We start from the raw sequence: 25,319 nt of genomic DNA, 5'->3' as shown, positions 1-25,319 counted from the left end.
CGTGGGTGTACCAGGAGGTGACGAAGGTTGTACCGGTTAACCAACCGCCTAGTGCGAGGAAGGCGCAGGGGAATAATAATATTCCTGACCAACCTACGAATACGAAGCGATCGCGCTTTAACCAGTCATCTAGTTCGTCAAACCACCCTCTTCTACTGGGGGCGCGTCCAACTGCGATGGTCATGAGATTGAATCTCCAAATATTTTCTTATAAGTACAGTTCTGCTGGAGGGCTATTTTTTAGCAGCCTCTTCTATGCAGAAGTTTAACTGGTTTGTCAATCCAGTTTACAATTTTTTACTGACTCTAATAATTCTAGGTGAAAATCGTTAATTTTTCCAGGGGATTCTGAATCAAATTTAATCTTTGGGTATTTAGAGGTTAGAGGTAGAGATTGGATAAAATTTTTCACTAATCGCTAATCCCTAGCCCCTAGCCTCTCATTCCCAATCTGGTAACGCTAAAATGAGTCCTACAGCTATGTTTGATAATCCTAAATGTTTACCATTGACATAAGTGTACGAAACACTGCTTTCCCTATATCTGTACAGCGTAAGTCAACAGAGGATGCTGAGGCTGTCTATCAGCTAATTTTGGCAGCGATGCGCTCTGGCAATCCTGATATTGTGGAACTCAAGTGTGAAGGCAAGACAGAGAAGAAAATTGCTGTCCGTGCTAGTGAAATTTCTGGGGTACAGATTATTCAGAAAGATGGTGTCAATACTAGCGGTGGCAGACCACCTGGCTTTTTTGCCGTGGCTGGTGAGTAAGGTGTAGCAATGGCGGAAATGGGCATTCAAGTCAAAGATTTAAATTTCAGTTGGCGGAATGGTGAGACGGCTATCAAGGCATGCTCTCTAGAAGTTCCCAAAGGTGAATTTTGGATGCTTTTGGGTACTAATGGCAGTGGCAAATCAACTCTACTCCGACTACTGGCGGGGCTGTTAAAACCTCAGTCTGGTGAAATTGGTGTTTTACCCCCTGTCGGTTTTGTGTTCCAAAATCCTGATCATCAATTAGTGATGCCAACGGTTGGTGCGGATGTGGCTTTTGGGCTGGTGGAGGAAAAATTACCGCCTGCGATGGTGAGAGCAAGGGTTGAGGAAGCCTTAGGGGCGGTGAATTTGCTGCAATTGCAATTACGCCCTATATATGCTTTGAGTGGGGGACAGAAACAGCGCGTGGCAATTGCTGGTGCGATCGCTCGTCACTGTGAAATCTTATTATTAGATGAACCCACGGCTTTACTCGATCCTGATAGCCAACTAGATTTAGTGGCTGGTGTCCACCGCCTAGTCAAAAGTCGGGGTATTACAGCTTTATGGGTAACTCATCGCCTAGATGAGTTGAATTACTGTGACGGCGCTTTCTTACTAGATAAAGGCGCGTTAGTTGATTGGGGTGAACCTCAACGCCTCAAACAACGATTGATGACAGTCAAAGATGAATTACCCTAAATGCTGAAGCTAATTCATCAATAATTATTAACATCTACAACGCGTCTTATTAAAGGCGCGTTTATATTTTTTATCCAATAAAATGAGCAGCGATGAAGAGTCAAGACTCTTTTAACCGGAGGGTTTTCAGGCTCTAACTTGATGTGAGGAAGTCTCCCCTATGCCAGGCCATCTTTTAAAATGGTTAGCTTTTTCTCGCTAAATTTTGCCATCTCTTCGCATTATTTTGTGTTTTGTAACATAGTGTTACAGGTAATGCTTCAATTACTATAAAAGTTATGAATGGATTGTGTTAACTCTCTTAAATTGTGATTAAAAACCATGCCCCGTTCCTCAGCCCCAGCCGTTCTACTAGTGGACGGCTACAACATAATTGGCGCTTGGCCTTGTCTGAAAAACACCCGTGATAGCGCTGGCTTAGAGGCAGCACGAGGAGAACTGGTCGAAGCAATTATCGGTTACAGTTCTTTTCAAGGTTACGAAACGCAAATAGTTTTCGATGCCCAATATCATAACGCCTCTAGTAATAGAGAAGTTATTACAGAACTTGTTTCAGTTTATTACACTGATTTTGGACAAACAGCAGATACTTACATCGAAAAATTTTGTGCCGCTTTGCGTTCACAAATTGCAGCTTCTCGTGTTTCACGTATGATTGTGGCTACGTCAGACAGAGCGCAACAATTGGTGGTACAAGGGTACGGGGCAGAATGGTTATCGGCACAACAACTTTGTAATGCGGTGGAAACGACCGTTTGTCGGGTACGTCAAAAATATCAAACTCGCAAAAAATCAAATAGTAGATTTTTAGCTAGTGCTATTGATGATAAAGCGCGGCAAAAGTTGGCTGCATTGCGTATGGGATTGCAGTAATTATTGATATCCAAAAGTCTCTAATCTGCGACTGTAAGAGGTTTTTGGTGATAATTATGGAAAAAAATAGGCTTGAAAAAAAGTTGGCAAAAGTACTTGCTATTTATTAGTGACTACGCTAACATTATAAATTGTGAGCGACAGCGTTCCTCAGTAGCTCAGTGGTAGAGCGATCGACTGTTAATCGATTGGTCGCTGGTTCGAATCCAGCCTGGGGAGTTTTTAAAAGTGTGAAGGATGAAAAATGAAGTATGAAAAATTAGATTTCAAACTTCACACTTCATATTACCAAGAGCTATGGTCACTCGATGACAATGTAGTTTTTCTTAATCATGGTTCTTATGGTGCTTGTCCGAAAACTGTGTTAGAAGTGCAACAGAGTTTGCGATCGCAGTTGGAACAAGACCCAGTAAATTTTTTTGGCAGAAAGTGGGAACCACTGTTAGACAACGCCAGAACTAAGTTAGCGACTTTTATTAATGCTGATGTCCAAGATTTAGTATTTGTCCAGAATGCGACAACTGGCATAAATTCAGTGTTGCGTTCTCTGCGTTTTTCCCCTGACGACGAAATCTTAACTACTAACCACGAATATAACGCTTGCCGCAATGCTTTAAACTTTATCAGCAGTCGGACTGGGGCAAAGGTAGTTGTAGCCAAGATTCCTTTTCCTTTAGAATCGCCACAGCAGGTAATTGCCGCAGTATTAGAGAAAGTTTCAGCCAACACCAGATTAGCACTACTAGATCATATCACTAGCCAGACAGGGGTAATCTTTCCTATGCAGCAGCTAGTGAAAGAGTTGCAGGCGCGGGGTGTAGAGACATTAATAGATGGCGCTCATGCACCAGGAATGATTTCCCTTAATATGCAAGAGATTAGTGCAACTTACTATAGTGGGAATTGCCATAAGTGGCTTTCTGCACCTAAAGGCGCAGCATTTTTGTATGTGCGGCGGGATAAACAACCAGAAATTCATCCATTAACAATTAGCCACGGTGCTAATTCACCTCGTACTGATAAAAGCCGCTTTCAATTGGAATTTGACTGGACAGGTACAGATGATCCTACAGCTTATATGTGCGTACCGGAAGCGATCACCTTTATGAGTTCTCTGTTACCTGGTGCTTGGCTAGAATTAATGCAGCGAAACCATCAGTTAGTGTTACAAGCAAGACAGCTACTTTGTACAGAGTTAGAAGTACAACCACCTTGTCCAGAAGAAATGATTGGTTCTATGGCTGTTGTACCCATACCTGCGAGTTTAGAAAATCGTAGTCATGTCTGGCTACATGATAAATTATTTGATACATTTGGCATTCAAGTACAAGTAGTTCCTTGGCAGGAATCACCAGGAATACTCATCAGGATTTCAGCCCAAATTTACAATACTTTAGAGCAGTATCAGTTTTTGGCAACAGCACTCAAAAGTTTATACAGATAAATCTGACTTTTGATGAGAATTAAGTTGCTCTAGGAAAATTATTTTTTTTCAGTCCTGCTGCATCTGTCATAGTAGCAACGAAGATAGCATCGATTGTACTAGGCTCCAGAACAAGCTGAAAAGTACTACCCACTTTGAATTTGTTCTGCTGTCTCATCTATGGAATGTGAAATAACCTCAAACTAAATTTCTTTCTGTAAAACAGAATACTATTTACCAAACTTTCCGGATACAGATTCAGAAACTAAGTAGCAGTAGATATTAGAGTTCACAATAAATATCTGCTATGCGTGTTACATTTTCACTTTTAGTTTCTAGTTTGGTGTTTGGTTCTTTGGTGTTTAACGGTTCAGACCAGTTAAATCACTCACACACACTGATTGGTGATACAGGAGGAAAAATGTTGTTATCGGCAAAGCCTAAACCGAAACCGAAATCTAATGAACCAGAAAATCCTACACCTCATCGCGGTAGTGGACGCAGAGATTTAATAGAATCTCTCAACAATGCTTTTCCTGTTGCTTAAAACTTGTTCAGGTAAAAATCAGCTTGTCACAGAATAATCTCATAAATCCTGAAAGAAATTTAATATTCTCTTAGTATTCCAGCCTTAAACTCTTTTTCTAGAACTGTTTGCATCTTTTCATTGGCAAAACCAAGCAAACGTGCTGAATCTATAACATCACCTATTCCTTGAATCAGATAATTTTTTGAGATTTTACACTTCAAAATCAAGGGCATCTCATTGAAATATTTTTTAAGCTTGGTAAGAAATCCGCATCTAGCCACATCATAAGTGCGATCGCCTCATACCTGTACAGGGAGCGATAACATAAGAACACACCAATATTCATGCTGTGTTTATGGCAACTCAACTCAGTGAAGCTAAATCGCTAACTGAAATGGTAATCTCTTGGGAAGCGTTGCCCAATGATTATCAATTAGAGGATGAACCTGTGGAGAATACCAATCAGCCAATTTTGGCTGGTGCTTTGCGTGAAAGCCTGGAAATTAGTGGATTCATCCAACCACAGATGTTGATAGCCTCGAATTTTGGTCTTTGTGCAACTGTCAATGGACAATTGATTCTGAAAGCACCTGATTGGGTTTATGTTTCAGCTGTGAATCAAGTTCTGAGCGATCGCAAAAGTTATACTCCTAATTTAGAAGGAAATGTGCCGGCGCTCGTTATGGAATTTCTCTCTGACAGCGAAGGCGGGGAATATTCTGTCAAGCGCACCTATCCCCCAGGAAGATGGTTTTTCTATGAGCAAATTTTGCAGGTTCCCATCTACATTGTTTTTGAACCAGATGGTGGTTTATTAGAATTTTACCAACTGGAAAATAAGCGTTATGAGTTGCAGCTACCCGACGAAAACGGTCGCCATTGGGTAGAGTCAATGAATTTATTTTTGGAAACTTGGCAAGGTACTAAAGAAGCTCGAACAGGTTATTGGTTGCGCTGGTGGGACACACAAGGTAATTTATTACCGTGGGCTGTAGAACAAATTGAACAAGAACGCCAGCAAAAAGAACGATTGATGGCTTATTTAGCATCTCAAGGTATCGACCCGAATAATTTACCACCTTTGGAATAGCTAGTAAGGGCGAACAGATGTTCGCCCTTACTTATTTAAACTTCCAGGTGGTTAGGACATCGGTAAATGATTAAAAAGACTTTTAACTCTATCACCTGTTACCTGTTACCTATCCCCTGCTGTATTTAAACGCTAGTTTTCTGTTTTTCGTTCTCTGGCTTTTTGATGCCGTTGATGAACATTGGCACAAACTTCTCCATAAACTCTTGTGGGTTACGTTGCCAAGCTTGTTGTGCAGCTTGAATTCTGGTAAATTGCAACTCAGGCGCGAGTAAAGCTTGTGGTAGGCGTTCCATCAGATATTGGGGGCGTTCCCACAATGGCATAGTATTTGCAACGTCCACCAGCCTTGTAACGCGGCGTAATTCTGCACCTAGGGTAATATCCATACCTGATTCGTAAGCGGCTTGTTCAATTGCTGCATATTTACGTTTGGCTTGCTCGACTTTTTGCCGATGTTCGGGACTTTTATCAGCTATTTGGGCTAACCAACGATTCCCCCAGCGGACGTGTCCGGCTTCTTCTGGCAGAATTTTTTCGATGGTTTCGCGGATTTTGATATTTTCTTCGGTTTGTGGTGCTTGCTTTAACGCATAAATATGGGCAGAGAAATACTCACAGCCGCGTTTTTCGGTGATGTTAATTGCTGCCATCCCAGCAATTATGGTGTCATCCAAGTTAGTTTTTGGATCATGGGTATTTTTATCCAGCAGCCATTCAAATTCATCAATATAAGGCATTCCGGGGGGATTACCTACATTTGCCCCCAGGTCGATTAATAAATCAGTTAGCCACATAGCGTGACGTGCTTCATCGGCAATGTGATGGGATAAATCTCGGACTAGTTCTTGTGGCTGTCCGTTGAGTTTTTCAATGACTTCTGTGAGGTCTTTGCAGCTACGTTGTTCGCTGTAGCGATAGCGGTTGAGGGTCATGAGATGGAGTTCGCGATCGCTAACTACCCGTTTTAAGATATCTCTCGCCCCTAGATTATTCTGGAATTTCCGTGGGTAAGTAACTGTCATAGTATGAAGTTTTATTAAGTGTCATTTTTGATGCTATCTCAGTTTTTTCTTCCTTGCCGTAAACCAAAATGATGATTTTTTGTAAACGTGATCCTGAGCCAGAATATCAGCAATTCCTGACTTTGACGATTCTAAGACACGCAATAATACTCATTACAGACTCGAAAATATTAAGATTTGTTTTATGAATCCAAAAAAAAACAAAACGGTAACTTAAGCTACAGAATTTTTGCTATATTAATAAATGAAAGGACTATCAGCTAAAAATATATAACTAAAACCTTAAGGGGGACTGAATTATGTCTATTCAAGAAAAATCTCGTGCATTGATGGTGCGTCAACATCAACAAGTTAAAAACCGTCAACAATCAATGCTGATGCGGGCGGCACAAGAACTCGGTCTTCCTGAAGAAGCATCCCATTACTGGAATCCCATTCAAGGCAAGATAGACCAAACTGCACGCACGATTTATGGTAGTAGCAACGCTTCGATGAGTTAGGTTGAAACAGTTGTCAAGAGCGTTAATTCATAAAAAAAGCCACCTTTAGAGGTGGCTTTCAAAAATTACTACTGATGAATACAATTAGCAGTCGTAGTAGAGATAAAACTCATAAGGATGAGGACGTAACTGCATCTGCTCAACTTCATTAGCCAGTTTGTAGTCAATCCAGTTTTGGATGAAGTCTTCTGTGAACACGCCTGTTTCGGTTAAGAAAGCGTGGTCATTCTCTAAGGCTGCTAGTGCTTTATCTAGAGAACCTGGAGTAGAAGGAACCTTCGCCAATTCTTCTGGAGACAGTTCATAAATGTTCTTATCTAAAGGCTCACCTGGATCAATTTTGTTCTTGATACCATCTAAGCCAGCACAAAGCATAGCGGCAAATGCCAAGTAAGGGTTAGAAGTAGCGTCTGGACAACGGAACTCTAGGCGTTTTGCTTTGGGGTTAGTGCCAGAAAGAGGAATCCGCACAGAAGCAGAACGATTACCTTGGGAGTAAGCCAAGTTAACAGGTGCTTCATAACCTGGGACGAGACGCTTGTAAGAGTTTGTAGTGGGGTTAGTGATAGCTAACAATGCTGGTGCGTGTTTGAGAATACCACCAATGTAGTGTAATGCCATTTCACTCAAACCAGCATACTTGTCGCCAGCAAATAGAGGCTTGCCATCCTTCCAAATAGACTGGTGACAGTGCATACCGGAACCGTTATCGCCAAAAATTGGTTTTGGCATAAAGGTAACGGTTTTGCCGTATTTCTTAGCGACGTTCTTAATGACATATTTGTAAGTCATCAGCCAGTCACCAGCTTCAATTAACTTACCAAAGCGGAAGCCGAGTTCGCACTGACCACCAGTTGCAACTTCGTGGTGTTGTTTTTCAATGGGGACACCGCACTTCGCCATTGTTAGCAACATTTCTGTCCGAATGTCTTGGAAACTATCGGTTGGCGAAACTGGGAAATAACCTTCTTTGAAGCGTGGTTTGTAACCCAAGTTGGGGCCTTCTTGTCTACCAGAATTCCAACGACCTTCTACAGAGTCTACATAGTAGTAGCCGGAGTTGGCAGTTTGGTCAAAGCGGACATCATCAAAAATGAAGAATTCAGCTTCAGGGCCAAAGAAAGTGGTATCACCAATACCAGTAGAAACTAGATAATCAACAGCTTTTTGGGCAATAACCCGTGGGCAACGGTTGTACCATTCCCCTGTGCGAGGTTCCTTAATGCTACAAATTATGCTGAGGGTTGGCTCTGCCATGAATGGGTCGATCCAAGCTGTGTTGGGATCTAAGACCATTGTCATGTCTGATTCTTCGATACCTTTCCAACCCCGAATGCTGGAACCGTCGAAAGGTACGCCATCAGTGAATGAACTTTCATCGATTTGGTTCTGGTACACGGTTAAGTGCTGCCATGTTCCTGGTGTATCGATGAATTTCAGATCAATCATCTGAATGTTTTGGTCTTGGATCAACTTCAAGACTTCTTGTGGGGTTGTCATTGTTACTCCTTCTCTGCCAATTTCCTATTGTAAAACCAGAATCTGCCAAAGCATTCTAACCCTACTGATCCGCACCAAGTTGTGACACACCTGGATTATCGTAAAGATTTGAGATTAGAGAATTATGTAGTTTTTGTTACAGATTCCCTGGATTACAGGTTATATTAACCTTTCGCACGTCATCTGTACAAAACTGGAAAGTTCATTTCATCGGGGACAACTTTGGCATAGAATCCTTAAATAGCGGATAGATTGTTTTTGTGCAGAACTTATTTTAAATAGCACAAAAATTTACTGGTGCGTAAGTGCAGCCAAATAAATATCAAACCATAGATAGCAACGATTGGGAGAAAAAGGAATGCGCGATGCAGTCACAAGTTTAATTAAGAATTATGACGTAGCTGGACGTTATTTTGACCGGAATGCAATTGACAGCTTGAAATCTTATTTTGAAAGTGGTACAGCACGGGTACAAGCTGCTGCTGCGATCAATTCAAATGCAGCTGCAATTGTCAAGCAGGCTGGTTCTAAATTATTTGAAGAACTACCAGAATTGATTCGTCCTGGTGGAAACGCCTATACAACTCGTCGTTATGCGGCTTGTCTGCGGGATATGGACTATTACCTCCGCTACGCTACTTATGCGCTGGTTGCTGGTAACACAAATGTGTTGGATGAGCGTGTACTCCAAGGGTTGAGAGAAACTTACAATTCTCTAGGTGTACCCATTGGCCCAACAGTTCGCGGTGTTCAGTTAATGAAGGATATGGTTAAGGAACAAGTAGCAGCAGCAGGTGTAGCTAATACTGCTTTTGTCGATGAGCCTTTTGACCACATCACCCGCGAGTTAAGTGAGCAGGATGTTTAGAAGTCAAGCATGAAACAGAGACTAGGGATTAGGGACTAGTAATCTGTATTTTTATTGCTGCTGTGGATGTCTGTTATCTAAATTTTTGTAAAGCGATCGCCTCTTGTTTTTGAGAAGGAGCGATCGCTTTTTTTACCGAAAATTATACTTTTAGTAGGTGACAGGAGACAGGTAATAGAATTACAAGTCTTTTGCTATCTGACGAGCAACTAGAGAGAATTATTAAATGGATAAGCTGACTCGCTATCGGGAAATTATTCGTCAATTGATATTTGAATACGCTGGTCACAAACCTGCTAATGGTCAAATAGATACAGAAGCAGTGATTGACTCAGAGCGAAACCATTACGAAGTTGTACACGTTGGTTGGGATGGGGTGCGACGTGTGCATGGTTCGATAGTGCATATAAATATCATTAACAATAAAGTGTGGATTCAATATGATGGCACGTCTGAGCCAGTGGCAGAAGCATTGTTAGCAGCAGGTTCCCGCACGAAAATATTGCTTTAGGTTTCCACCCCACAGAACTGCGCCAATACACAGATTTTGCTATATCTTAATGATTTTGAGGTAGGGCGTGGTAATAAGGCTAAAATGCTGCATACTTTCGTGTGAGATGGACATCTAGCTACTTATCCTACACGAATCATCAGTTTATTTAGGAATGCCAAAATGGCTTAATATCCCTTTAACAGAAATACTATACTTTCAAAGTATAGTATAATACATAGTATGTAGCTAATGCCAACAGTTCCATGAGCATTAATGATCTAGAATTTTTGCAGGGTGCGGCTTTTCTTCGACTTCTCAAAGGAACATCTGATATATCCATCAGTTATTTATCTTGCATTCATCCGTCTCTTTATCTCACTGAAAGTAAAAATAAACAATCCGCTATTTTATTTAAAATATCTAAAAAGCCCAATTCTTCTTGGTCATTTAGCTTCAGTTCACAGGAAGAATTTGCGCTAATAAACTTTCATAAAAGCTATCCTGATATCACAGTTTTTATAGCATTAATTTGTCATCGGGATGGTATTTGTTGTCTATCAGAAGAACAATTATGGACAATTCTTGATCAAAAAGAAGGTTTAGCAAATCAGCGTATTTCTGTGAAGCGAGAACTAAGAGGCAGCTATTATGTTAAAGGTACAGGGAGAGTTCCTTTAGAGCGGACAATCCCTCAAAATAATTGGCCGGATGCAATTTTATCAGCATGAAATAATTTATGACAAATACTCATATCGAAAATAATGGCGACTGTATTGATAGATTAATTAAGAGATTAGGGAAACAAATTGGACAAAAAGAAGCAAATAAGCTTAAAGAAACCGCTATTGAAGTTGTTCAAAACTGTGTCAATGTTTATTCAGAAAATTTTGGTGCTGGTGATGTTGGAAAAAATAGCACAGGGTTAGTCAGTCAACTTTATAAAGGACAAGACCCTATTCCAAATGGTACAACCGGACTTATTTATGGTCGAGTTCAAAGTGGTAAAACTAATACAACTATTGCAACTTTAGCAATAGCTCATGAAAATAATTTTCGTTGTTTTATTATTTTAACTTCTGATAATACTTGGTTAGGAAAACAAACGGCTGATCGATTTAACAATCAAATTAAAGGTCCTGCTTTTTTTGATTGGGAAGCATGGAAAAAAGACCCCGATGGTTTTGCAGAAACGAAAGTTATACCTTATATCAAAGATAGAGGTATTGTATTAGTCTCTACAAAGAATGTTCATCACTTGGAGAATTTATTGAAGGTTTTAAAAAAAGCTAAAGTCAAATATGTCCCCACACTGATTTTTGATGATGAAGCAGATAATGCTAGTTTAAATACGAATGAATCTAAACAAGCTAGACAAGGTAAAGATACGATTTCAGATAGTGCAATTTTTGAAAAAATAGGTGGAATTCGTCAAGAAGTTTCTAATCATATTTATATTCAAATCACTGCAACTCCCCAAAGTTTATTATTACAAAAGCTCTCTCATCCTTGTAAACCAAAATTTTGTGCAGCGCTACCAAAGCCAGGAGCTAGTTATATGGGAGGAGAGTTATTTTTCACAGAGCAAAGTAACTACTCTTGTATTGTAGATGCTGAAGAAATTAACCTACTGAAGAAACAAAAAGGTTCAATTAATCCTGGTAATCAATGGATAATTCCTAAAGGATTAAGACTTGCATTGTGTTGCTTCTTCCTAGGTTCAACTTACAAAATGTTATCTTCTGACCAGGAAGATGCAACATATTCCTTTCTCGCTCATATTTGTTATAAACAAGATATTCATAGTGTCTTAGAAAAAGTCATTGGTCAATTTGTGATTAATTTAGATAAAGCGATCAGAGAAAAAAGTTCGGAAACAGAAAATAAACAAGCTATAAAATGGTTAGAAGAAGCTTATGAGGAGTTAAACAAAACTGCTAATGATTTACCTAAACTAGATAAGTTAATAGATGAGTTAAAAAGCCAAATTGGTAGTGTAATTACACCTAAAATAATTAATGCAAATAATCCTGACAAACAACCTAGTTATAATCCAGGTATGAATATACTAATAGGAGGTAATAGATTGGGTCGGGGAGTTACAATTGACGGTTTAATGGTAACTTATTATGGGCGTGATCCAAAACAAAAAATGATAGATACGGTTCATCAACACGCTCGAATGTATGGTTATCGTCCACAACTGAAAGATGTTACACGTCTTTTTTTACCTGAACATATACTAAAATCTTTTTGCTCCATTCACGAAGCAGATGAAGCAATGCGTCAAGCAATAGGAGATGACATTCATAATATTCAACTTCAACCTGTCTGGATAGGAGGAAATTTAAAACCAACCCGTTCTAATGTTTTAGATCCATCAGTCATTGATGTATTAGTCCCAGGTTCGTTAGTTTTTCCTCAAAATCCAGCTTATAAAAAAGAAGAAATTGAGCAAAGTTTTGCAGAGATTGAAAAGCTTTTAATTAATTATCAAGATAATGATCTATATGATGAAGTAGATATAGATTTTATAATTAAAATACTCAGTTATACAAAAAGTCATTATGTACCTTCGGAAAAATGGGAAGATAAACGCATAATCAAAGGTTTAACAGACATGAAATCGAAAGGTATGACAAAAGGTCGTTTAAATGTTCGCAGAGGTGAAAGAAATCATAACCAAGGATTAGATATGTCCAGAAAAGAACCTTTTGAATGGATGTTTGGATTCGGTTCAGGTAGGTGGTCAATAAAAGCTCAAAAAGAATATACTGATGTTCCAACTTTGATTATTTGCTATCAGAAAGGGGAGAAACAAAATAAGGGGTGGGATGATCATCCTATTTATCTACCTATGTTGGTATTACCTAAACAAAAATTTGTTTTAATGTTTAATTATGGTGAAGATGATTAATATTTGAAAGTGCTATTTGAACTTCAATGAACGATTGAGACGAAAATTTTTAGAAGGTAAGCTTGGTTAAGTAGCAATTGGATACGCTATTAGTAGATTTAAATTGATGTTCTTCTCGCGCCATAGGACAGAGGCTAATTTCAGCCGAGTGAGGTTACTGTGAATGAGCAGGTAATCCCATGATAAAAGAGAGATATCGTCAAGAGCAATTAGCTGTAAGCTGTTGTAGTGCGTATTTCACTATCGACTATGGCAACGATTAACGACAACTACCTGAAGCTGAAAGCTGGTTATCTGTTCCCAGAAATTGCGCGGCGGGTCAACGCCTTTGCGGAAGCTAACCCTGATGCTAAAGTCATTCGTTTGGGAATTGGCGATGTTACTGAACCCTTACCAGAAGCTTGTCGCACAGCAATGATTAAAGCTGTGGAAGAAATGGGCGATCGCGCAACTTTTAAAGGCTACGGGCCAGAACAAGGTTATGCTTGGTTAAGAGAAAAAATTGCTGCTCACGACTTCCACGCACGCGGTGCAGAAATAGAAGCTGACGAAATCTTTATTTCTGATGGTTCTAAGTGCGACACGGGTAATATTCTCGATATCTTTGGTAACAACAACATCATTGCTGTAACTGACCCTGTGTATCCTGTATATGTGGACACTAATGTGATGGCAGGACATACAGGTGTAGCCAATGATAAAGGTGAGTTTGCAGGTTTGGTATATTTGCCTGTTACCGCAGAGAATAACTTTACGGCGGAAATTCCTAGCCAAAAGGTCGATTTAATTTATCTGTGTTTTCCCAATAACCCAACTGGTGCAACTGCAACGAAAGAACATCTCAAAGCTTGGGTAGACTACGCCAAAACCAACGGTTCAATTATTTTCTTTGATGCAGCCTACGAAGCGTATATTACAGATCCGAGCTTACCTCATTCTATTTACGAAATTGAGGGTGCACGAGATTGTGCGATCGAATTTCGCTCTTTTTCTAAGAATGCCGGTTTTACGGGAACTCGTTGCGCTTTAACTGTTGTACCCAAAACCTTAAAAGCCAAAGCCGCTGATGGTTCTGATGTGGAATTGTGGAAACTCTGGAACCGCCGCCAGTCCACCAAGTTCAACGGTGTGTCCTACATTGTGCAAAGAGGTGCGGAAGCAGTTTATTTTGAAGATGGACAAGCACAAACTAAGGCTTTGGTGAGTTTCTATTTAGAAAATGCCAAAATTATTCGAGAAAAACTGATAGCCGCCGGACTAGCTGTTTATGGTGGTGTCAATGCGCCTTACGTTTGGGTGAAAACTCCCAATGGTCTTTCGAGTTGGGATTTCTTTGATAAATTGCTGCATACTTGCAATGTTGTGGGTACACCTGGTTCTGGCTTTGGTGCTGCGGGTGAAGGCTACTTCCGTATTTCTGCATTCAACAGCCGGGAAAATGTTGAAGAAGCAATGAAGCGAATTACTGAGAAGTTTAAGGTGTAGATATTTGTGGTGGGCGATGCCCACCTAGTACGAGCAGATTAGAATAATTAAGGTTTGCGGAAAAAGTGCATTAGACCTCTTGTATAAATCTTTTTTTGCCTCACGCATTCGCCGCCAGGCGTTCCCGCAGAGTAGGCGCAAAGACGCAAAGAAAGACGCTAGAATAATTACTTTTGCAAGAAGTTTATTCTATTAACGACAATTATCGCAGTGTCCACAACGCCAGTTAGTTGCTTCTTGAGTGAAACCAAAGGCATTTAATAAAAACTGCCATCTGCACTGTTTTGTTGTTAAATATTGTTGTATTTGTTTGACAGCTTGTAATTGCGTTGGCGGTTGTTTTTGCACTTTTGAATTAATAGAATAATGGAAAGGATCAAGCCAGTTTAGCTGTCCGCTGCTGTGGAGTAATGCGATCGCTACTGCTGCATCGGGAAATTGGCGCGTTACTGTATTAATATCGCCTTGTTTTGGCAATTTTTTGACTAGTTGTTGTGCTGTTTGCAGTTGCGATCGCATTTTCTCAGCAAAAAACTGCTGTCTTTGTTTATCACCGGAATCTAACCATCCTGTAGGTTCACTTACCAATGTTAGTGCTTCGGCGGGTTTACCATCTCGTCCGGCGCGGCCAATTTCCTGCACATATTCAGATAGCAGATGTGGCGCGTGATAGTGGATAACCCAGCGGACATCAGGCTTATTTATCCCCATCCCAAAGGCGCAGGTACAAACGACAAAGGGGATTTTACCACCTAACCAACTTGCTTCGACTGCACGGCGTTCCGCTGCACCTAAGCCAGCGTGATAACTGGCTGTAGCGTAACCTATCTGGGTTAACCATGCTGCTAAATCTTCGCTATCTCGCCGAGTGCGAACATAAATTAAGCCTGCTTGTGGCGATCGCTTTTGGATAAACTGGAGTAGCTGTTGTTTTCTGCTGCGTGGTGTCCAAGCGATGCTAACACTAGGATGTAAATTAGGACGGTAAGGATTCAGGCGAAAAATTTCCGGTTTGTGTAATTGTAAAACTGTTTGAATAATATTTTGGGCTAAAGGGTCTGCGGTTGCAGTAAAAGCCGCAATACTAATTTTCGTTCCTGGTGGTTTTGATTTGAGTAATGCCGTCCGCACCGCCCCTAATCTGCGGTAAGCTGGTCGAAATGTCTCCCCCCATTGCACTAAACAATGTGCCTCATCAAGAATTAAGGCATTGATTTGCAATTGTGGCTGAGATAATCTTTCCCAAACTGGTGGACTTAATAAAGTTTCTGGTGATAAATAAAGTAATCGTAATTTTTGTTTTTCTAGTGCTTGCAGCGTTGCACGGCGTTGAGATGAAGGTAATTCACTATGCAAAAGTGCTGCACTCAGATGGCGTTGACGTAGTTCTTCTACTTGGTTTTCCATCAGTGCTACCAAGGGAGAAACTACTAATGTTAAGCCTGTTTGTAGTAGTGCTGGTAATTGAAAACAAATCGATTTACCGCCACCTGTTGGCATAATAATCAGTGCATCTTTTTGTGTTAATAAAGTGCTGATTATTTCTCCCTGCGGTGGACGAAAATCTTCGTAACCCCAGATTTTTTGGAAGGCTGCACGAACATCCTGCCAAGTTGTTGTTCCGGGTTGATTCATATTGAGAAATAGTAGATGCGCCCTTGTTTTTCCACATTGAATATGAGGTTAGTATGAATATAACTGCTGCTATTTTACCTAGGCTTCAGTAATTTCACTATTATTTTATACTGCAAGCATTCAAAGTCTGTTTTAGTTATCCAGAACATGGTTAGATCACTGTAGAAATATTATTTTATGACGAGAATTTGTTATTTCCTTCAAACTGAGTGAGAAGCATAAAGTATGAAGTGTGTAGACGCTTTTAGCAGCTTACGGTAGGTTAGGATAAACTAATTTTGAATGACTATTTTACCGAAGTGGGCGGCGGTTTTGAGGTAACGATAAGCTTCTGGGGCGGATGTGAACGGAAAAACTAGATTAATTATGGGTAAAATGTGATGTTGAGATATTGCTTGATTCATGGTTTCAAACATTTCTCGACTGCCTACATAAATACCTTGGACTGTGAGACTTTTAACGAGTATGGGCGTAGGATCAATCTCACTTCCTCTCCCTGTCAGCACTCCAATTAAGCTAACACGCCCCCCAATTCTGACAGCTTGTAGTGATTGTGGTAAAGTACCTGCACCGCCTACTTCAATGACGTGATCTACACCTATGCGATCGCTTAACTCGTAAACTTGCTTTTCCCAATTAGGTGTGGTTTTGTAATTGATAATTTCATCAGCACCGAGTTGTTTGGCTTGTGCTAATTTTTCGTCGCTACTAGAAGTAATAATGACTCTCGCGCCGTGGAGTTTGGCAAACTGAAGGGCAAAAATCGAAACTCCGCCCGTACCCAGCAACAATACAGTGTCATTTGCTCTGATGTTACCTTTTGTTACCAAAGCGTGCCAAGCGGTGACAGCCGCACAGGGTAAAGTGGCTCCTTCAGTGTAGGAAAGATGATCAGGTAAAATGACTAAGCCATCTTGGTTTAGCACAACATACTCAGCCAGCATTCCATTGATCCTACCACCCAAGTCAGATTTCATTTTCTCTCTGGTTAAAGAGCCGTAAATCCAATTTTGAAAAAAAATACCCGCGACGCGATCGCCTTTTTTCACCCGCGTCACACCTTCACCCACGGCAACAACTTCCCCAGCACCATCAGACATGGGAATCAGGGGATATTTCACCGCAGAACCATAGTTTCCCTCAGCAACCAATAAGTCACGATAATTCAGAGATGTTGCTTTTACCTGAATCAGAACTTGTCCGGTTCCGGGTTCAGGTTGTGAGCGATCAACTAGTTTTAAAGCATCAATTCCAGCATTGCTTTGGATTTCGTAAGCTTTCATAAACTTGTACTATCGAGGAATTATTGGTCAGAATTAATAAATAATGCCTAATACAAATTCTCCTTGATTCACAGCCTGATTGGTAGCAACATCATAAATTAATCCATCCTGTTCAGCGTAGATATCAATTATTTGCGGTAATGCCTTTTCTTTGTTGAAACTAATAATTTGATAAAGTCTATCTCCAGCTTGAACTACACTACCTAATTCAACTCTAGATTGAATCATGCCGCCAGCGATCGCATAATATTTAGTTCTGTTGCTGCTGTGAAAAACAGCCATTACATGATTTTCTATATGTTCGGGAGAAAAATTACTAATTTTTAATACGCCTTTCTGCACTAAATAATTTTTTATGCCTTGCACACCCTTCGCTACAGAATATGAGTTGATCTGCATTCCTGCACCTAATTCTAGTGTCCAAGCTTCAACATCAAATCTGATTTGTCTGCCTAAACTTTGCAAACGAGCTTCTAATGCTAACCAAGGTTTGATAAACGCTTCATCAAAAGCATCACCATCATATTTATCAAGTAAGATGCCATAGTCGAGCAAAAAATATTTAGCACTATCTTGGCGATCGCGGAAATAATATATATAGTCTAAACCTTGATTTGTCGAACTATGTAAGTCAATCAGGTAATCTGCATCTAAACTCAAACTTTGTAGTTTATAACTAAATTGATCAGTATAAGGCAAACTACTAGAAGAATTAAGTCTGTCTAATTTCTTGGTAAATTCATTTTTAATTTTACTCAGATAATTTTGGCGAATATTTTCTGGCTCTAGGAGTAATTGCGATTGAGTAAATTCTGTTAAATCCTCAGCTACCTTTTCATAATCCCAAAAAATTCGGTTCCAGTCTCTCGCTTCATAAACACAGTGTCTTCCCGGTGAAAAATGTTGCGCTCTTTCATTTGTCCCCATCGGATTACATACCGGAACTAGCCAAATTTCTCCAACTAAATCGGTATCATTGATGCTGAGTAAAAATTCTATAATTTGCTGAATAACGGCGTTTCCCGAAATTTCTGCTCCGTGTAAGTTAGATTGAATATAAACCTTTTTACCTGGTTGAGAACCAACAAATTTATAAACTTGTAAAGATAGGCGATCGCCAGAGGCCATTTGCCGTAAAAATATAGTTTCAATCTGCGGAATCATGACAAAATTTGCTATTGATGTAGTCTTGCAAAAAAAATGTTGGGTTAGAGCCAAATAATATTTTTTGTGCCTTCACCCAACCTAATTTGAATATATTTTTTGAGTTGAAAAAATACCTTAAGTTCCAGGTAAATTTCGCAATTGTTCACCTAAATGAGAACGATCTGCTAAAGAGCGCAACAATGGCCCGTGGGAAGTAAATTCTACAACGCTCACAGAACCCACTGGACAATCCAAGCGATAACGAAAACGTCCCACATCAATTCCTAGCAAACTACACAGCATAATTCTAATAGTGGCTTTATGGGCAACAACTAAAACATTGCCACTTTGGTGAAAATGCTTGATTTCTTCAATCACTCCCATTGCGCGGGAAGCAATTGTGACAGCCATTTCTCCACCTGTTGGTGCATACCAAGCTGGGTCAGCAGACCAACGTAGAAAATCATCGTGATATTCTTGACTAATAAATTCCGGGGTTTTACCTTCCCATTGGCCGTAGTTGATTTCTTTTAAACCCTCACGCAGTTGTGGTTCTATCCCAATCGCTGTACACAGAGGTTTAGCTGTGGCTATTGTGCGTCGCATTGGACTACAAAAAATAGCCGCCCAAGCCAGAGACTGGTATGCAGATGCAAAAGCCTCAGCCATATCAAAACCTTCAGGAGTCAGTTCTGAGTCGATGGAACCACAAAAAGCATTATTACGACTGTATTCTGTTTGTCCGTGACGAAGAAAGTAAATATGTAAGTTCACCCTAAATTCTCGCTAATGTTTGAATAGTATTAAATAATGCTTGGGTTATGAATTGTTTAAGGGCATACTAGCATAGCCATTCAAATCCCCATAGAAGCAACGCTATTTATACTAATGGGAGTGGGGAGTAGGAATATTCTGACCAAGCATAAGTATAAAAACATACCTATTTTGAATACTTAGAGATAAATCCGTCAAAGTCTCAATGGCTGATAATGCTAAAGGGATGAGTCAACAAATTAAACAAAAGATTTTTGACCATTTATTTACTACCAAATCAGCTGGTAAAAGAACAGGTTTAGGATTAGCGATCGCTCGTCAGATTGTGGAAGAAAAACACAACGGTAAAATCGCAGTTAATTCTGTTATGGGAGAAGGAACAGAATTCCTTCTTGCCCTTCCCATTAAGGCTTAATTTGGCAACTTTGATTGAAAAATTGCAATTAAAATCAGGTAGGTAATGCGGAAAAGTTGCGTCCTACCTGATTTTTATGTTTGGATATTACCCACCCTAGAGTTATATAGGAATCATATTTGATTTGGAGAAAAAAACGTAAGTATTCAGGAGTCAGAAGGTTTAAAGAATCAGGAAAATCTTTGATAAATTAATTTGCTAATCCTATGGATACTTCTAAATTATGACTCCTGGGTGCTGAATTCTGACAAAAAAACTTAGTACACCTCTGTTACGTCTTTTCCTGTTCCCTATTCCCCACCCATATAAGTAATTTCAATAATCAAGTCGGATTCCTATAGATAATGATATTTTTTTGAAATTGCAATTGGATAATTACTTAAGTAATAAAAGTGTTGAATTATACGTATTTGTTTGTTAGGAAATATCTCACGAATGGGAATACTAAGCATATCTAAACTTGCTGCGCGTGGTTTCATCCATGTAGAGAAGCAAACGCCAAAAGAAGCTAGAGGTAAATATCAATGGTTGTTGAGTCTCATACCCCCATCATTTCCGGATATCAAATTAGCTCTCAACTATATGCAGGTTCTAGAACCAGAGTATATCGAGCAATCCGTCAAGTTGATCAACTACCTGTAGTCATCAAACTTCTCACCTCAGAATATCCTAGTTTCCAAGAATTATTGCAATTTCGCAATCAATATACTATTAGCAAAAATCTCCAGATTCCGGGTATTATTTATCCTCTAGCTTTAGAAACATATCGCAATGGTTATATATTGGTGATGGCGGATACAGGGGGTATTGCGCTACGAGAATACATCAAAACTACCACTCTTTCCCTAGCCGAATTTTTAGCGATCGCCATTCAATTAAGCAATGTTCTCCACGATTTGCATCAATATCGTGTCATTCACAAAGACATCAAACCTGCCAATATTCTGATTCATCCCCAAACAAAACAAGTTCAACTGATTGACTTTAGTATTGCCTCCCTATTACCCAGAGAAACTCAAGAAATCAAGAGTCCTAATGTTTTAGAAGGCACACTCGCTTATATTTCCCCAGAACAAACTGGGAGAATGAATCGAGGAATAGATTATCGGAGTGATTTTTATTCCTTGGGTGTAACCTTTTATGAACTATTGACGGGGATTCTACCATTTATCTGTGATGACCCAATGGAGTTGTTGCATTGTCATATAGCCAAAACGCTAACTACTTTGGGGAACAGACCAGAAATACCACCGGTAATTGCGGATATTGTCATAAAATTAATGGCAAAAAATGCCGAAGATAGATATCAAAGTGCTTTGGGATTAAAGCATGATTTAGAAAATTGTAGTGAACAGTTAAAACATACTGGCAAAGTTGAATATTTTGAAATTGGCAGACGGGATATTTGCGATCGCTTCCTCATCCCCGAAAAACTCTACGGGCGAGAAACTGAAGTTACCCGCCTCTTGCAAGCTTTTGAGCGCGTCGCTAATGGCACAACCGAAATGATGCTAGTAGCAGGATTTTCCGGGATTGGAAAAACAGCCGTAGTCAACGAAGTTCACAAACCCATTACCCGTCAGCAAGGCTATTTCATCAAAGGTAAGTTCGATCAGTTCAATCGAAATCTTCCCTTATTAGCATTTGTCCAAGCTTTGCGGGATTTAATGGGGCAGTTATTATCCGAATCAGATACCAAATTAAACCAGTGGCGGAGCAAAATTCTCACCGCTTTGGGCGACAATGGGCAAGTTCTGATTGAAGTTATGCCAGAACTCGAACGAGTGATTGGTAAACAACCCCCCGCACCCGAACTTGCGGGAACCGCCGCCCAAAATCGATTTAACTTATTATTCCAAAAATTTATTGCCGTTTTTACCACAGCCGAACATCCATTGGTAATGTTTCTCGATGATTTGCAATGGGCTGATTCAGCTTCTTTGCAATTGATTAAGCTGCTGATGGCAGATAAAAATTATCTGTTATTGTTGGGGGCTTATCGAGACAATGAAGTGTCGCCAACACACCCGTTGATTTTGACAGTTACGGAACTTCAGCACATGGGTAAAACCGTCAATACAATTACCCTTGCGCCTTTGATGATGAGTGACGCAAATCAGTTAGTTGCAGATACACTGCATTGTACAACTGAGCGATCGCTTCCCCTCACAGAATTAATTGCCCGCAAAACCCAAGGCAATCCCTTTTTTATCACTCAGTTTCTTAAAGCATTATACGAAGACGGTGAAATTATATTTAATCGTGAACAGGGATATTGGGAATGTGATATTGTCCAAATCAACGCCCTATCGCTCACCGATGATGTAGTAGAGTTTATGGCGCAGCAATTGCAGAAGTTACCTGAAGAAACGCAAAATGTCTTGAGGTTAGCTGCTTGTATTGGTAATCAGTTTGATTTAACCACCTTAGCGATTGTTTCGGAACAACTACAATCAGAAGCGGCTGTAGCCTTGTGGAAAGCTTTACAAGAAGGATTAATTCTACCCCAAAGTGAAGTTTATAAATTTTATATCAGCCATGAGCAAGCAGAGACAAATACTCACAACAGAGAGAATGTAACCTATCGGTTTTTACACGATCGCGTTCAACAAGCTGCTTACTCTTTAATTCCCGATCGCCAAAAACAAGCCACTCACCTCAAAATTGGCCAATTACTCTGGAGTAATACCCCAGAACAAGAGTTTGAAAACCGCATTTTTGATATTGTCAATCAGCTAAATATCGGTATTGAATTAATTGATGAAATCTCACAAAGAGAACAATTAGCTCAGTTAAACTTACGGGCGGGAAATAAAGCCAAAGTTGCTACAGCCTACTCTGCGGCTGTGAGTTACTTAAACACAGGTTTAACACTCTTAGCCGCAGATAGCTGGCAAAATCAGTATAATCTGACACTGCAATTGTATGAATCGTTAGCAGAATCAGAATATTTAAATACTAACTTTGCCCAATCTAAGAATTTGATTGCACAAACACTATTATCAGCGCGTCACTCCTTAGATAAAATCAAAGTCTATGAAATCCAAATTTTATCTTACACCGCCCAAAACAAACTCATCGAAGCCATAGATACAGGTAGAGAAGCTCTCAATTTACTTGGGGTAGATTTCCCTGAAGATTGTGATTTTGAGACAATGATTGCCCAACATCAACAACTCAAAATTATTTTAGGCGATCGCCCCATAGAAACTCTCGCAGATTTACCAATTCTCCAAGACCCCCATCAATCCGCTGCGATGCGAATCCTCGTAGGTTTATTTGCATCTGTGTATTTAGCCAAACCACAGTTGTTACCCTTAAAGATATTCACGATGGTGAAAATCTGTATTCAACGTGGTAACTCTCCCCAAGCCGCCATTGCTTATAGTTTGTATGGCTTATTCTTATGTGCTACTGGCGAAATTAAGCGCGGCTATCAATTTGGTCAACTAGCAACCATTCTTTTAGAGCAATTGCAAGCTAAAGAATTAACTAGTAAAGTTAATCTCACATTTGCTTTATTTATTAAACATTGGCAAGATTCTCTGCGTTCGACATTACCTGTATTTTTAGCTGGTTTAACCAGTGGGCTAGAACATGGTGATTTAGAATATGTTGGTTATTGTGCTAATTGCTATTGCCAATTTTTATTTTGGACAGGAGAAAATCTCGAAATTGCCGAATCTGAGGCTGATAAATACTGTCTGCTCATTGAAGATATTAAGCAAGAAGCTTCTTTACTTTGGGCAAATACATGGCGACAAACAGTAATTAATCTGCGTGGCAAAGCTGAAAATTACACGATGCTAATTGGTTCAAGTTTCAACGAAACTCTGACTCTACCATCTTTAATTGCCAGTCGGAATGTTAATGGAATTTGCTATGTTTATCTAGCCAAACTTCTACTGTCTTATTTATTTGGCGATGTGGAAAGTGCGAAATATTACGCTAGTAAATTTGAAGAATATGAACAAGGTGCGGCGGGTTTATTGATTATTCCTTTGAAGAATTTTTATCAATCTTTGAGTTTATTATCCTCAGCTTCTAGTTCAGATGATTTGGAGAAGATTACAAACAACCAAAAATCTATGCAGACATGGGCAGATCATGCTCCCATGAACTATTTACATAAGTTTCAACTAGTAGAAGCGGAAACTTATCGGGTATTAGGAAAATACTATGAAGCGGGGGATTTTTACGATCGCGCGATCGCTCTGGCTCAAACCAACGGCTACCTCCAAGAAGCAGCCTTGGCCAATGAACTGGCTGCGAAGTTTTACCTAGCTTGGGGTAAAGACAAAATCGCCGCAGCTTATATGCAGGAAGCTTATTATTGTTATGCTCATTGGGGTGCAAAGGCCAAAACCGACGATTTAGAAAGCCACTATTCTCATTTACTGAGTCCTATTTTTCAGCAGACAATACCAATGCTCAACCCATTGGAAACCCTTGCGGCTATCTCCACCTCCCATGTCTCAATTCAGACTGCTACAACCGCTAACCCCTCTTCTCGTGCGAGTTTGAATATTGCTCTGGATTTTGCGGCTATTCTCAAAGCCTCTCAAAGTTTATCTAGCACAATTCAACTAGATGAACTGCTGCATCAACTAACTCAAATTATTCTGCAAAACTCCGGTGGCGATCGCTGCGCCTTAATCTTGCCAAATAGTGATGGAATATGGGAGGTGAGAGCCATTACCACATCCGAAACTACAGAACTTTATCGTCAACCCTTAGAAGGTAATTCCATCCTCCCCGTCAAACTGATTCAATATGTCAAAAATAACCAAGAAGTTGTGGTAATTAACGAACTCAAGACAGATTTACCGGTAATTGATGAGTATTTACTTCAGCGCCAACCAAAAAGTCTGTTATGTTTACCAATTCTTTATCAGGGAAGTTTGATTGGGATTTTGTATTTGAAGAATCGCTTTACTAGTGGAGTGTTTACAAGCGATCGCATCCTCATTCTCAACTTCCTTTGTAGTCAAGCTGCTATTTCTCTAGAAAATGCTCGCCTTTATCAGCAAGCTCAAGCTTATGCTCAACAGTTAGAACAATCTCAACTCCAGACAGTCCAAAATGAAAAAATGGCATCTTTGGGTAACTTAGTCGCGGGAGTTGCTCATGAAGTTAATAACCCCATTGGTTTTCTTTACGGTAGTATTAGCAACGCCCAAGACTACACTCAGGATTTAATTGGACATCTAGAACTTTATCAGCAATACTATTCCGAACCTGTCGCCCAGATTCAAAATAACGCTAAGAATATCGATTTGGAATTTTTAGTTGCAGATTTACCCAAGTTGCTGGTTTCCATGACTGAAGCAACTGAGCGCATCAAATCAATTAGTACCAGTCTGCGTACCTTCTCCCGTGCCGATACAATCAATCAAGTGATGGCTAACATCCATGATGGTCTTGATAGTACCTTGTTAATTTTAAAATACCGCCTCAAAGCCAACGAACACCGTCCTGCCATTAATATTCAGCCCGAATATGGTGATATACCTCTAATTGAATGCTTTCCTGGTCAATTAAACCAAGTATTTATGAATATCTTGGCTAATGCCATTGATATGTTTGATGATATGGCACAAGAACACACATTTGCCGAATTGCAAACTCATCCCCAAGAAATTACTATCCGTACTCAAGCAATTGCTAACCAAGTTTACATCCATATTCGAGATAACGGTAAAGGTATGATTGCAGAAGTTCTAGAGAAAATCTTTGATCATTTATTTACTACTAAAGGTGTTGGTAAAGGTACAGGGTTAGGACTAGCGATCGCCCGGCAAATTGTTGAAGAAAAACACAACGGTAAAATCGTGGTCAATTCTGTTGTGGGAAAAGGCACAGAATTTGTCATTTCCCTTCCTATCAAAGACAGCTAATCCTGTTATAAA

General features: G+C 39.8%; 20 protein-coding genes, 1 tRNA gene and 2 pseudogenes. 15 read left to right on the top strand and 8 right to left on the bottom strand.

Going from position 1 to position 25,319, the window contains the following annotated elements; all coding sequences use genetic code 11:
* A pseudogene (locus IQ244_RS08530) lies at positions 1-184 on the bottom strand (photosystem II D2 protein (photosystem q(a) protein)); the annotation flags it as partial.
* Between the two features lie 313 nt (positions 185-497).
* Here IQ244_RS08530 and IQ244_RS08525 point away from each other — a divergent pair.
* The 6 genes from IQ244_RS08525 (at position 498) to patX (ending at position 4,300) form a co-directional block, all read left to right on the top strand.
* Positions 498-770 (top strand): hypothetical protein, encoded by a 273-nt coding sequence (locus IQ244_RS08525; protein WP_193892072.1) that lies wholly within the window; start codon positions 498-500, stop codon positions 768-770.
* Between the two features lie 9 nt (positions 771-779).
* Positions 780-1,457, top strand: a complete 678-nt coding sequence (locus IQ244_RS08520; RefSeq protein ID WP_193892069.1) for an ABC transporter ATP-binding protein — start codon at positions 780-782, stop codon at positions 1,455-1,457.
* A 321-nt stretch (positions 1,458-1,778) separates the two neighbouring features.
* Positions 1,779-2,330 carry an NYN domain-containing protein gene (locus IQ244_RS08515; RefSeq protein ID WP_193892066.1) on the top strand — a complete coding sequence of 184 codons (552 nt, stop codon included), beginning with the start codon at positions 1,779-1,781 and terminating at the stop codon, positions 2,328-2,330.
* A gap of 147 nt (positions 2,331-2,477) precedes the next feature.
* Positions 2,478-2,549 (top strand) — tRNA-Asn (locus IQ244_RS08510).
* 25 nt (positions 2,550-2,574) lie between these two features.
* Entirely contained in the window at positions 2,575-3,774 is a 1,200-nt protein-coding gene (locus IQ244_RS08505) for an aminotransferase class V-fold PLP-dependent enzyme (RefSeq protein WP_193892063.1), read from the top strand.
* A gap of 286 nt (positions 3,775-4,060) precedes the next feature.
* The gene (patX, locus tag IQ244_RS08500; protein WP_193892059.1) at positions 4,061-4,300 is read left to right on the top strand and encodes a heterocyst-inhibiting protein PatX; all 240 of its coding nucleotides are present in this window, start codon (positions 4,061-4,063) and stop codon (positions 4,298-4,300) included.
* 59 nt (positions 4,301-4,359) lie between these two features.
* Here the strand turns inward: patX and IQ244_RS32405 are convergent, their stop codons facing one another.
* Positions 4,360-4,563, bottom strand: a complete 204-nt coding sequence (locus tag IQ244_RS32405) for a hypothetical protein (protein WP_228058810.1) — start codon at positions 4,561-4,563, stop codon at positions 4,360-4,362.
* A gap of 74 nt (positions 4,564-4,637) precedes the next feature.
* Here IQ244_RS32405 and IQ244_RS08495 point away from each other — a divergent pair, with 74 nt between their 5' ends.
* Positions 4,638-5,372 (top strand): Uma2 family endonuclease, encoded by a 735-nt coding sequence (locus IQ244_RS08495; protein WP_193892056.1) that lies wholly within the window; start codon positions 4,638-4,640, stop codon positions 5,370-5,372.
* A 125-nt stretch (positions 5,373-5,497) separates the two neighbouring features.
* Here IQ244_RS08495 and IQ244_RS08490 read toward each other — a convergent pair whose 3' ends face one another.
* Complete coding sequence (locus IQ244_RS08490; protein WP_193892053.1) at positions 5,498-6,397, bottom strand: ferritin-like domain-containing protein; 900 nt, start codon at positions 6,395-6,397, stop codon at positions 5,498-5,500.
* 299 nt (positions 6,398-6,696) lie between these two features.
* On the opposite strand from IQ244_RS08490, the gene IQ244_RS08485 reads away from it, so the two are divergent.
* Positions 6,697-6,897 carry a hypothetical protein gene (locus tag IQ244_RS08485; RefSeq protein ID WP_015114656.1) on the top strand — a complete coding sequence of 67 codons (201 nt, stop codon included), beginning with the start codon at positions 6,697-6,699 and terminating at the stop codon, positions 6,895-6,897.
* 84 nt (positions 6,898-6,981) lie between these two features.
* Here IQ244_RS08485 and glnA read toward each other — a convergent pair whose 3' ends face one another.
* Entirely contained in the window at positions 6,982-8,397 is a 1,416-nt protein-coding gene (glnA, locus tag IQ244_RS08480) for a type I glutamate--ammonia ligase (RefSeq protein ID WP_193892050.1), read from the bottom strand.
* 358 nt (positions 8,398-8,755) lie between these two features.
* Here glnA and apcB point away from each other — a divergent pair, with 358 nt between their 5' ends.
* The 5 genes from apcB (at position 8,756) to IQ244_RS08455 (ending at position 14,157) form a co-directional block, all read left to right on the top strand.
* Complete coding sequence (apcB, locus tag IQ244_RS08475) at positions 8,756-9,265, top strand: allophycocyanin subunit beta (protein WP_193892047.1); 510 nt, start codon at positions 8,756-8,758, stop codon at positions 9,263-9,265.
* Positions 9,266-9,491: 226 nt separating this feature from the next.
* Positions 9,492-9,776 (top strand): XisI protein, encoded by a 285-nt coding sequence (locus tag IQ244_RS08470; RefSeq protein ID WP_228058809.1) that lies wholly within the window; start codon positions 9,492-9,494, stop codon positions 9,774-9,776.
* A 245-nt stretch (positions 9,777-10,021) separates the two neighbouring features.
* Entirely contained in the window at positions 10,022-10,486 is a 465-nt protein-coding gene (locus IQ244_RS08465; protein ID WP_193892044.1) for a hypothetical protein, read from the top strand.
* An 8-nt stretch (positions 10,487-10,494) separates the two neighbouring features.
* Positions 10,495-12,672, top strand: a complete 2,178-nt coding sequence (locus IQ244_RS08460) for a Z1 domain-containing protein (RefSeq protein ID WP_193892041.1) — start codon at positions 10,495-10,497, stop codon at positions 12,670-12,672.
* Between the two features lie 249 nt (positions 12,673-12,921).
* Positions 12,922-14,157, top strand: a complete 1,236-nt coding sequence (locus tag IQ244_RS08455) for an LL-diaminopimelate aminotransferase (RefSeq protein WP_193892038.1) — start codon at positions 12,922-12,924, stop codon at positions 14,155-14,157.
* A 192-nt stretch (positions 14,158-14,349) separates the two neighbouring features.
* Here IQ244_RS08455 and IQ244_RS08450 read toward each other — a convergent pair whose 3' ends face one another.
* The 4 genes from IQ244_RS08450 to IQ244_RS08435 all read right to left on the bottom strand — a co-directional run bounded on the left by IQ244_RS08450 (position 14,350) and on the right by IQ244_RS08435 (position 18,995).
* Entirely contained in the window at positions 14,350-15,792 is a 1,443-nt protein-coding gene (locus tag IQ244_RS08450) for a RecQ family ATP-dependent DNA helicase (protein WP_193892035.1), read from the bottom strand.
* 272 nt (positions 15,793-16,064) lie between these two features.
* A complete protein-coding gene (locus IQ244_RS08445; protein ID WP_193892032.1) occupies positions 16,065-17,075 on the bottom strand; it encodes a zinc-dependent alcohol dehydrogenase family protein in 1,011 nt (336 codons plus the stop codon).
* Positions 17,076-17,108: 33 nt separating this feature from the next.
* A complete protein-coding gene (locus IQ244_RS08440) occupies positions 17,109-18,239 on the bottom strand; it encodes a succinylglutamate desuccinylase/aspartoacylase family protein (RefSeq protein ID WP_193892029.1) in 1,131 nt (376 codons plus the stop codon).
* 117 nt (positions 18,240-18,356) lie between these two features.
* A complete protein-coding gene (locus IQ244_RS08435; RefSeq protein WP_193892026.1) occupies positions 18,357-18,995 on the bottom strand; it encodes a histidine phosphatase family protein in 639 nt (212 codons plus the stop codon).
* 178 nt (positions 18,996-19,173) lie between these two features.
* Between IQ244_RS08435 and IQ244_RS08430 the strand changes: the two are divergent.
* Positions 19,174-19,410: pseudogene (locus IQ244_RS08430) on the top strand (ATP-binding protein); the annotation flags it as partial.
* A gap of 524 nt (positions 19,411-19,934) precedes the next feature.
* Positions 19,935-25,307, top strand: coding sequence for an ATP-binding sensor histidine kinase (locus IQ244_RS08425; protein ID WP_193892020.1), 5,373 nt, complete (start codon positions 19,935-19,937; stop codon positions 25,305-25,307).
* Positions 25,308-25,319: the final 12 nt, after the last annotated feature.

This window comes from Nostoc sp. LEGE 06077 (assembly GCF_015207705.1).
Lineage (GTDB): Bacteria > Cyanobacteriota > Cyanobacteriia > Cyanobacteriales > Nostocaceae > Nostoc_B.
This window is presented reverse-complemented; position numbering and strand designations above follow the sequence as displayed.

Bases quoted from the DNA above. Each gene is read 5' to 3' on its own strand.
- IQ244_RS08525 (WP_193892072.1), top strand. From the start codon at position 498: ATGTTTACCATTGACATAAGTGTACGAAACACTGCTTTCCCTATATCT.
- IQ244_RS08520 (WP_193892069.1), top strand. From the start codon at position 780: ATGGCGGAAATGGGCATTCAAGTCAAAGATTTAAATTTCAGTTGGCGG.
- IQ244_RS08515 (WP_193892066.1), top strand. From the start codon at position 1,779: ATGCCCCGTTCCTCAGCCCCAGCCGTTCTACTAGTGGACGGCTACAAC.
- IQ244_RS08505 (WP_193892063.1), top strand. From the start codon at position 2,575: ATGAAGTATGAAAAATTAGATTTCAAACTTCACACTTCATATTACCAA.
- patX (WP_193892059.1), top strand. From the start codon at position 4,061: ATGCGTGTTACATTTTCACTTTTAGTTTCTAGTTTGGTGTTTGGTTCT.
- IQ244_RS08495 (WP_193892056.1), top strand. From the start codon at position 4,638: ATGGCAACTCAACTCAGTGAAGCTAAATCGCTAACTGAAATGGTAATC.
- IQ244_RS08490 (WP_193892053.1), bottom strand. From the start codon at position 6,397: ATGACAGTTACTTACCCACGGAAATTCCAGAATAATCTAGGGGCGAGA.
- IQ244_RS08485 (WP_015114656.1), top strand. From the start codon at position 6,697: ATGTCTATTCAAGAAAAATCTCGTGCATTGATGGTGCGTCAACATCAA.
- glnA (WP_193892050.1), bottom strand. From the start codon at position 8,397: ATGACAACCCCACAAGAAGTCTTGAAGTTGATCCAAGACCAAAACATT.
- apcB (WP_193892047.1), top strand. From the start codon at position 8,756: ATGCGCGATGCAGTCACAAGTTTAATTAAGAATTATGACGTAGCTGGA.
- IQ244_RS08470 (WP_228058809.1), top strand. From the start codon at position 9,492: ATGGATAAGCTGACTCGCTATCGGGAAATTATTCGTCAATTGATATTT.
- IQ244_RS08465 (WP_193892044.1), top strand. From the start codon at position 10,022: ATGAGCATTAATGATCTAGAATTTTTGCAGGGTGCGGCTTTTCTTCGA.
- IQ244_RS08460 (WP_193892041.1), top strand. From the start codon at position 10,495: ATGACAAATACTCATATCGAAAATAATGGCGACTGTATTGATAGATTA.
- IQ244_RS08455 (WP_193892038.1), top strand. From the start codon at position 12,922: ATGGCAACGATTAACGACAACTACCTGAAGCTGAAAGCTGGTTATCTG.
- IQ244_RS08450 (WP_193892035.1), bottom strand. From the start codon at position 15,792: ATGAATCAACCCGGAACAACAACTTGGCAGGATGTTCGTGCAGCCTTC.
- IQ244_RS08445 (WP_193892032.1), bottom strand. From the start codon at position 17,075: ATGAAAGCTTACGAAATCCAAAGCAATGCTGGAATTGATGCTTTAAAA.
- IQ244_RS08440 (WP_193892029.1), bottom strand. From the start codon at position 18,239: ATGATTCCGCAGATTGAAACTATATTTTTACGGCAAATGGCCTCTGGC.
- IQ244_RS08425 (WP_193892020.1), top strand. From the start codon at position 19,935: ATGGTTGTTGAGTCTCATACCCCCATCATTTCCGGATATCAAATTAGC.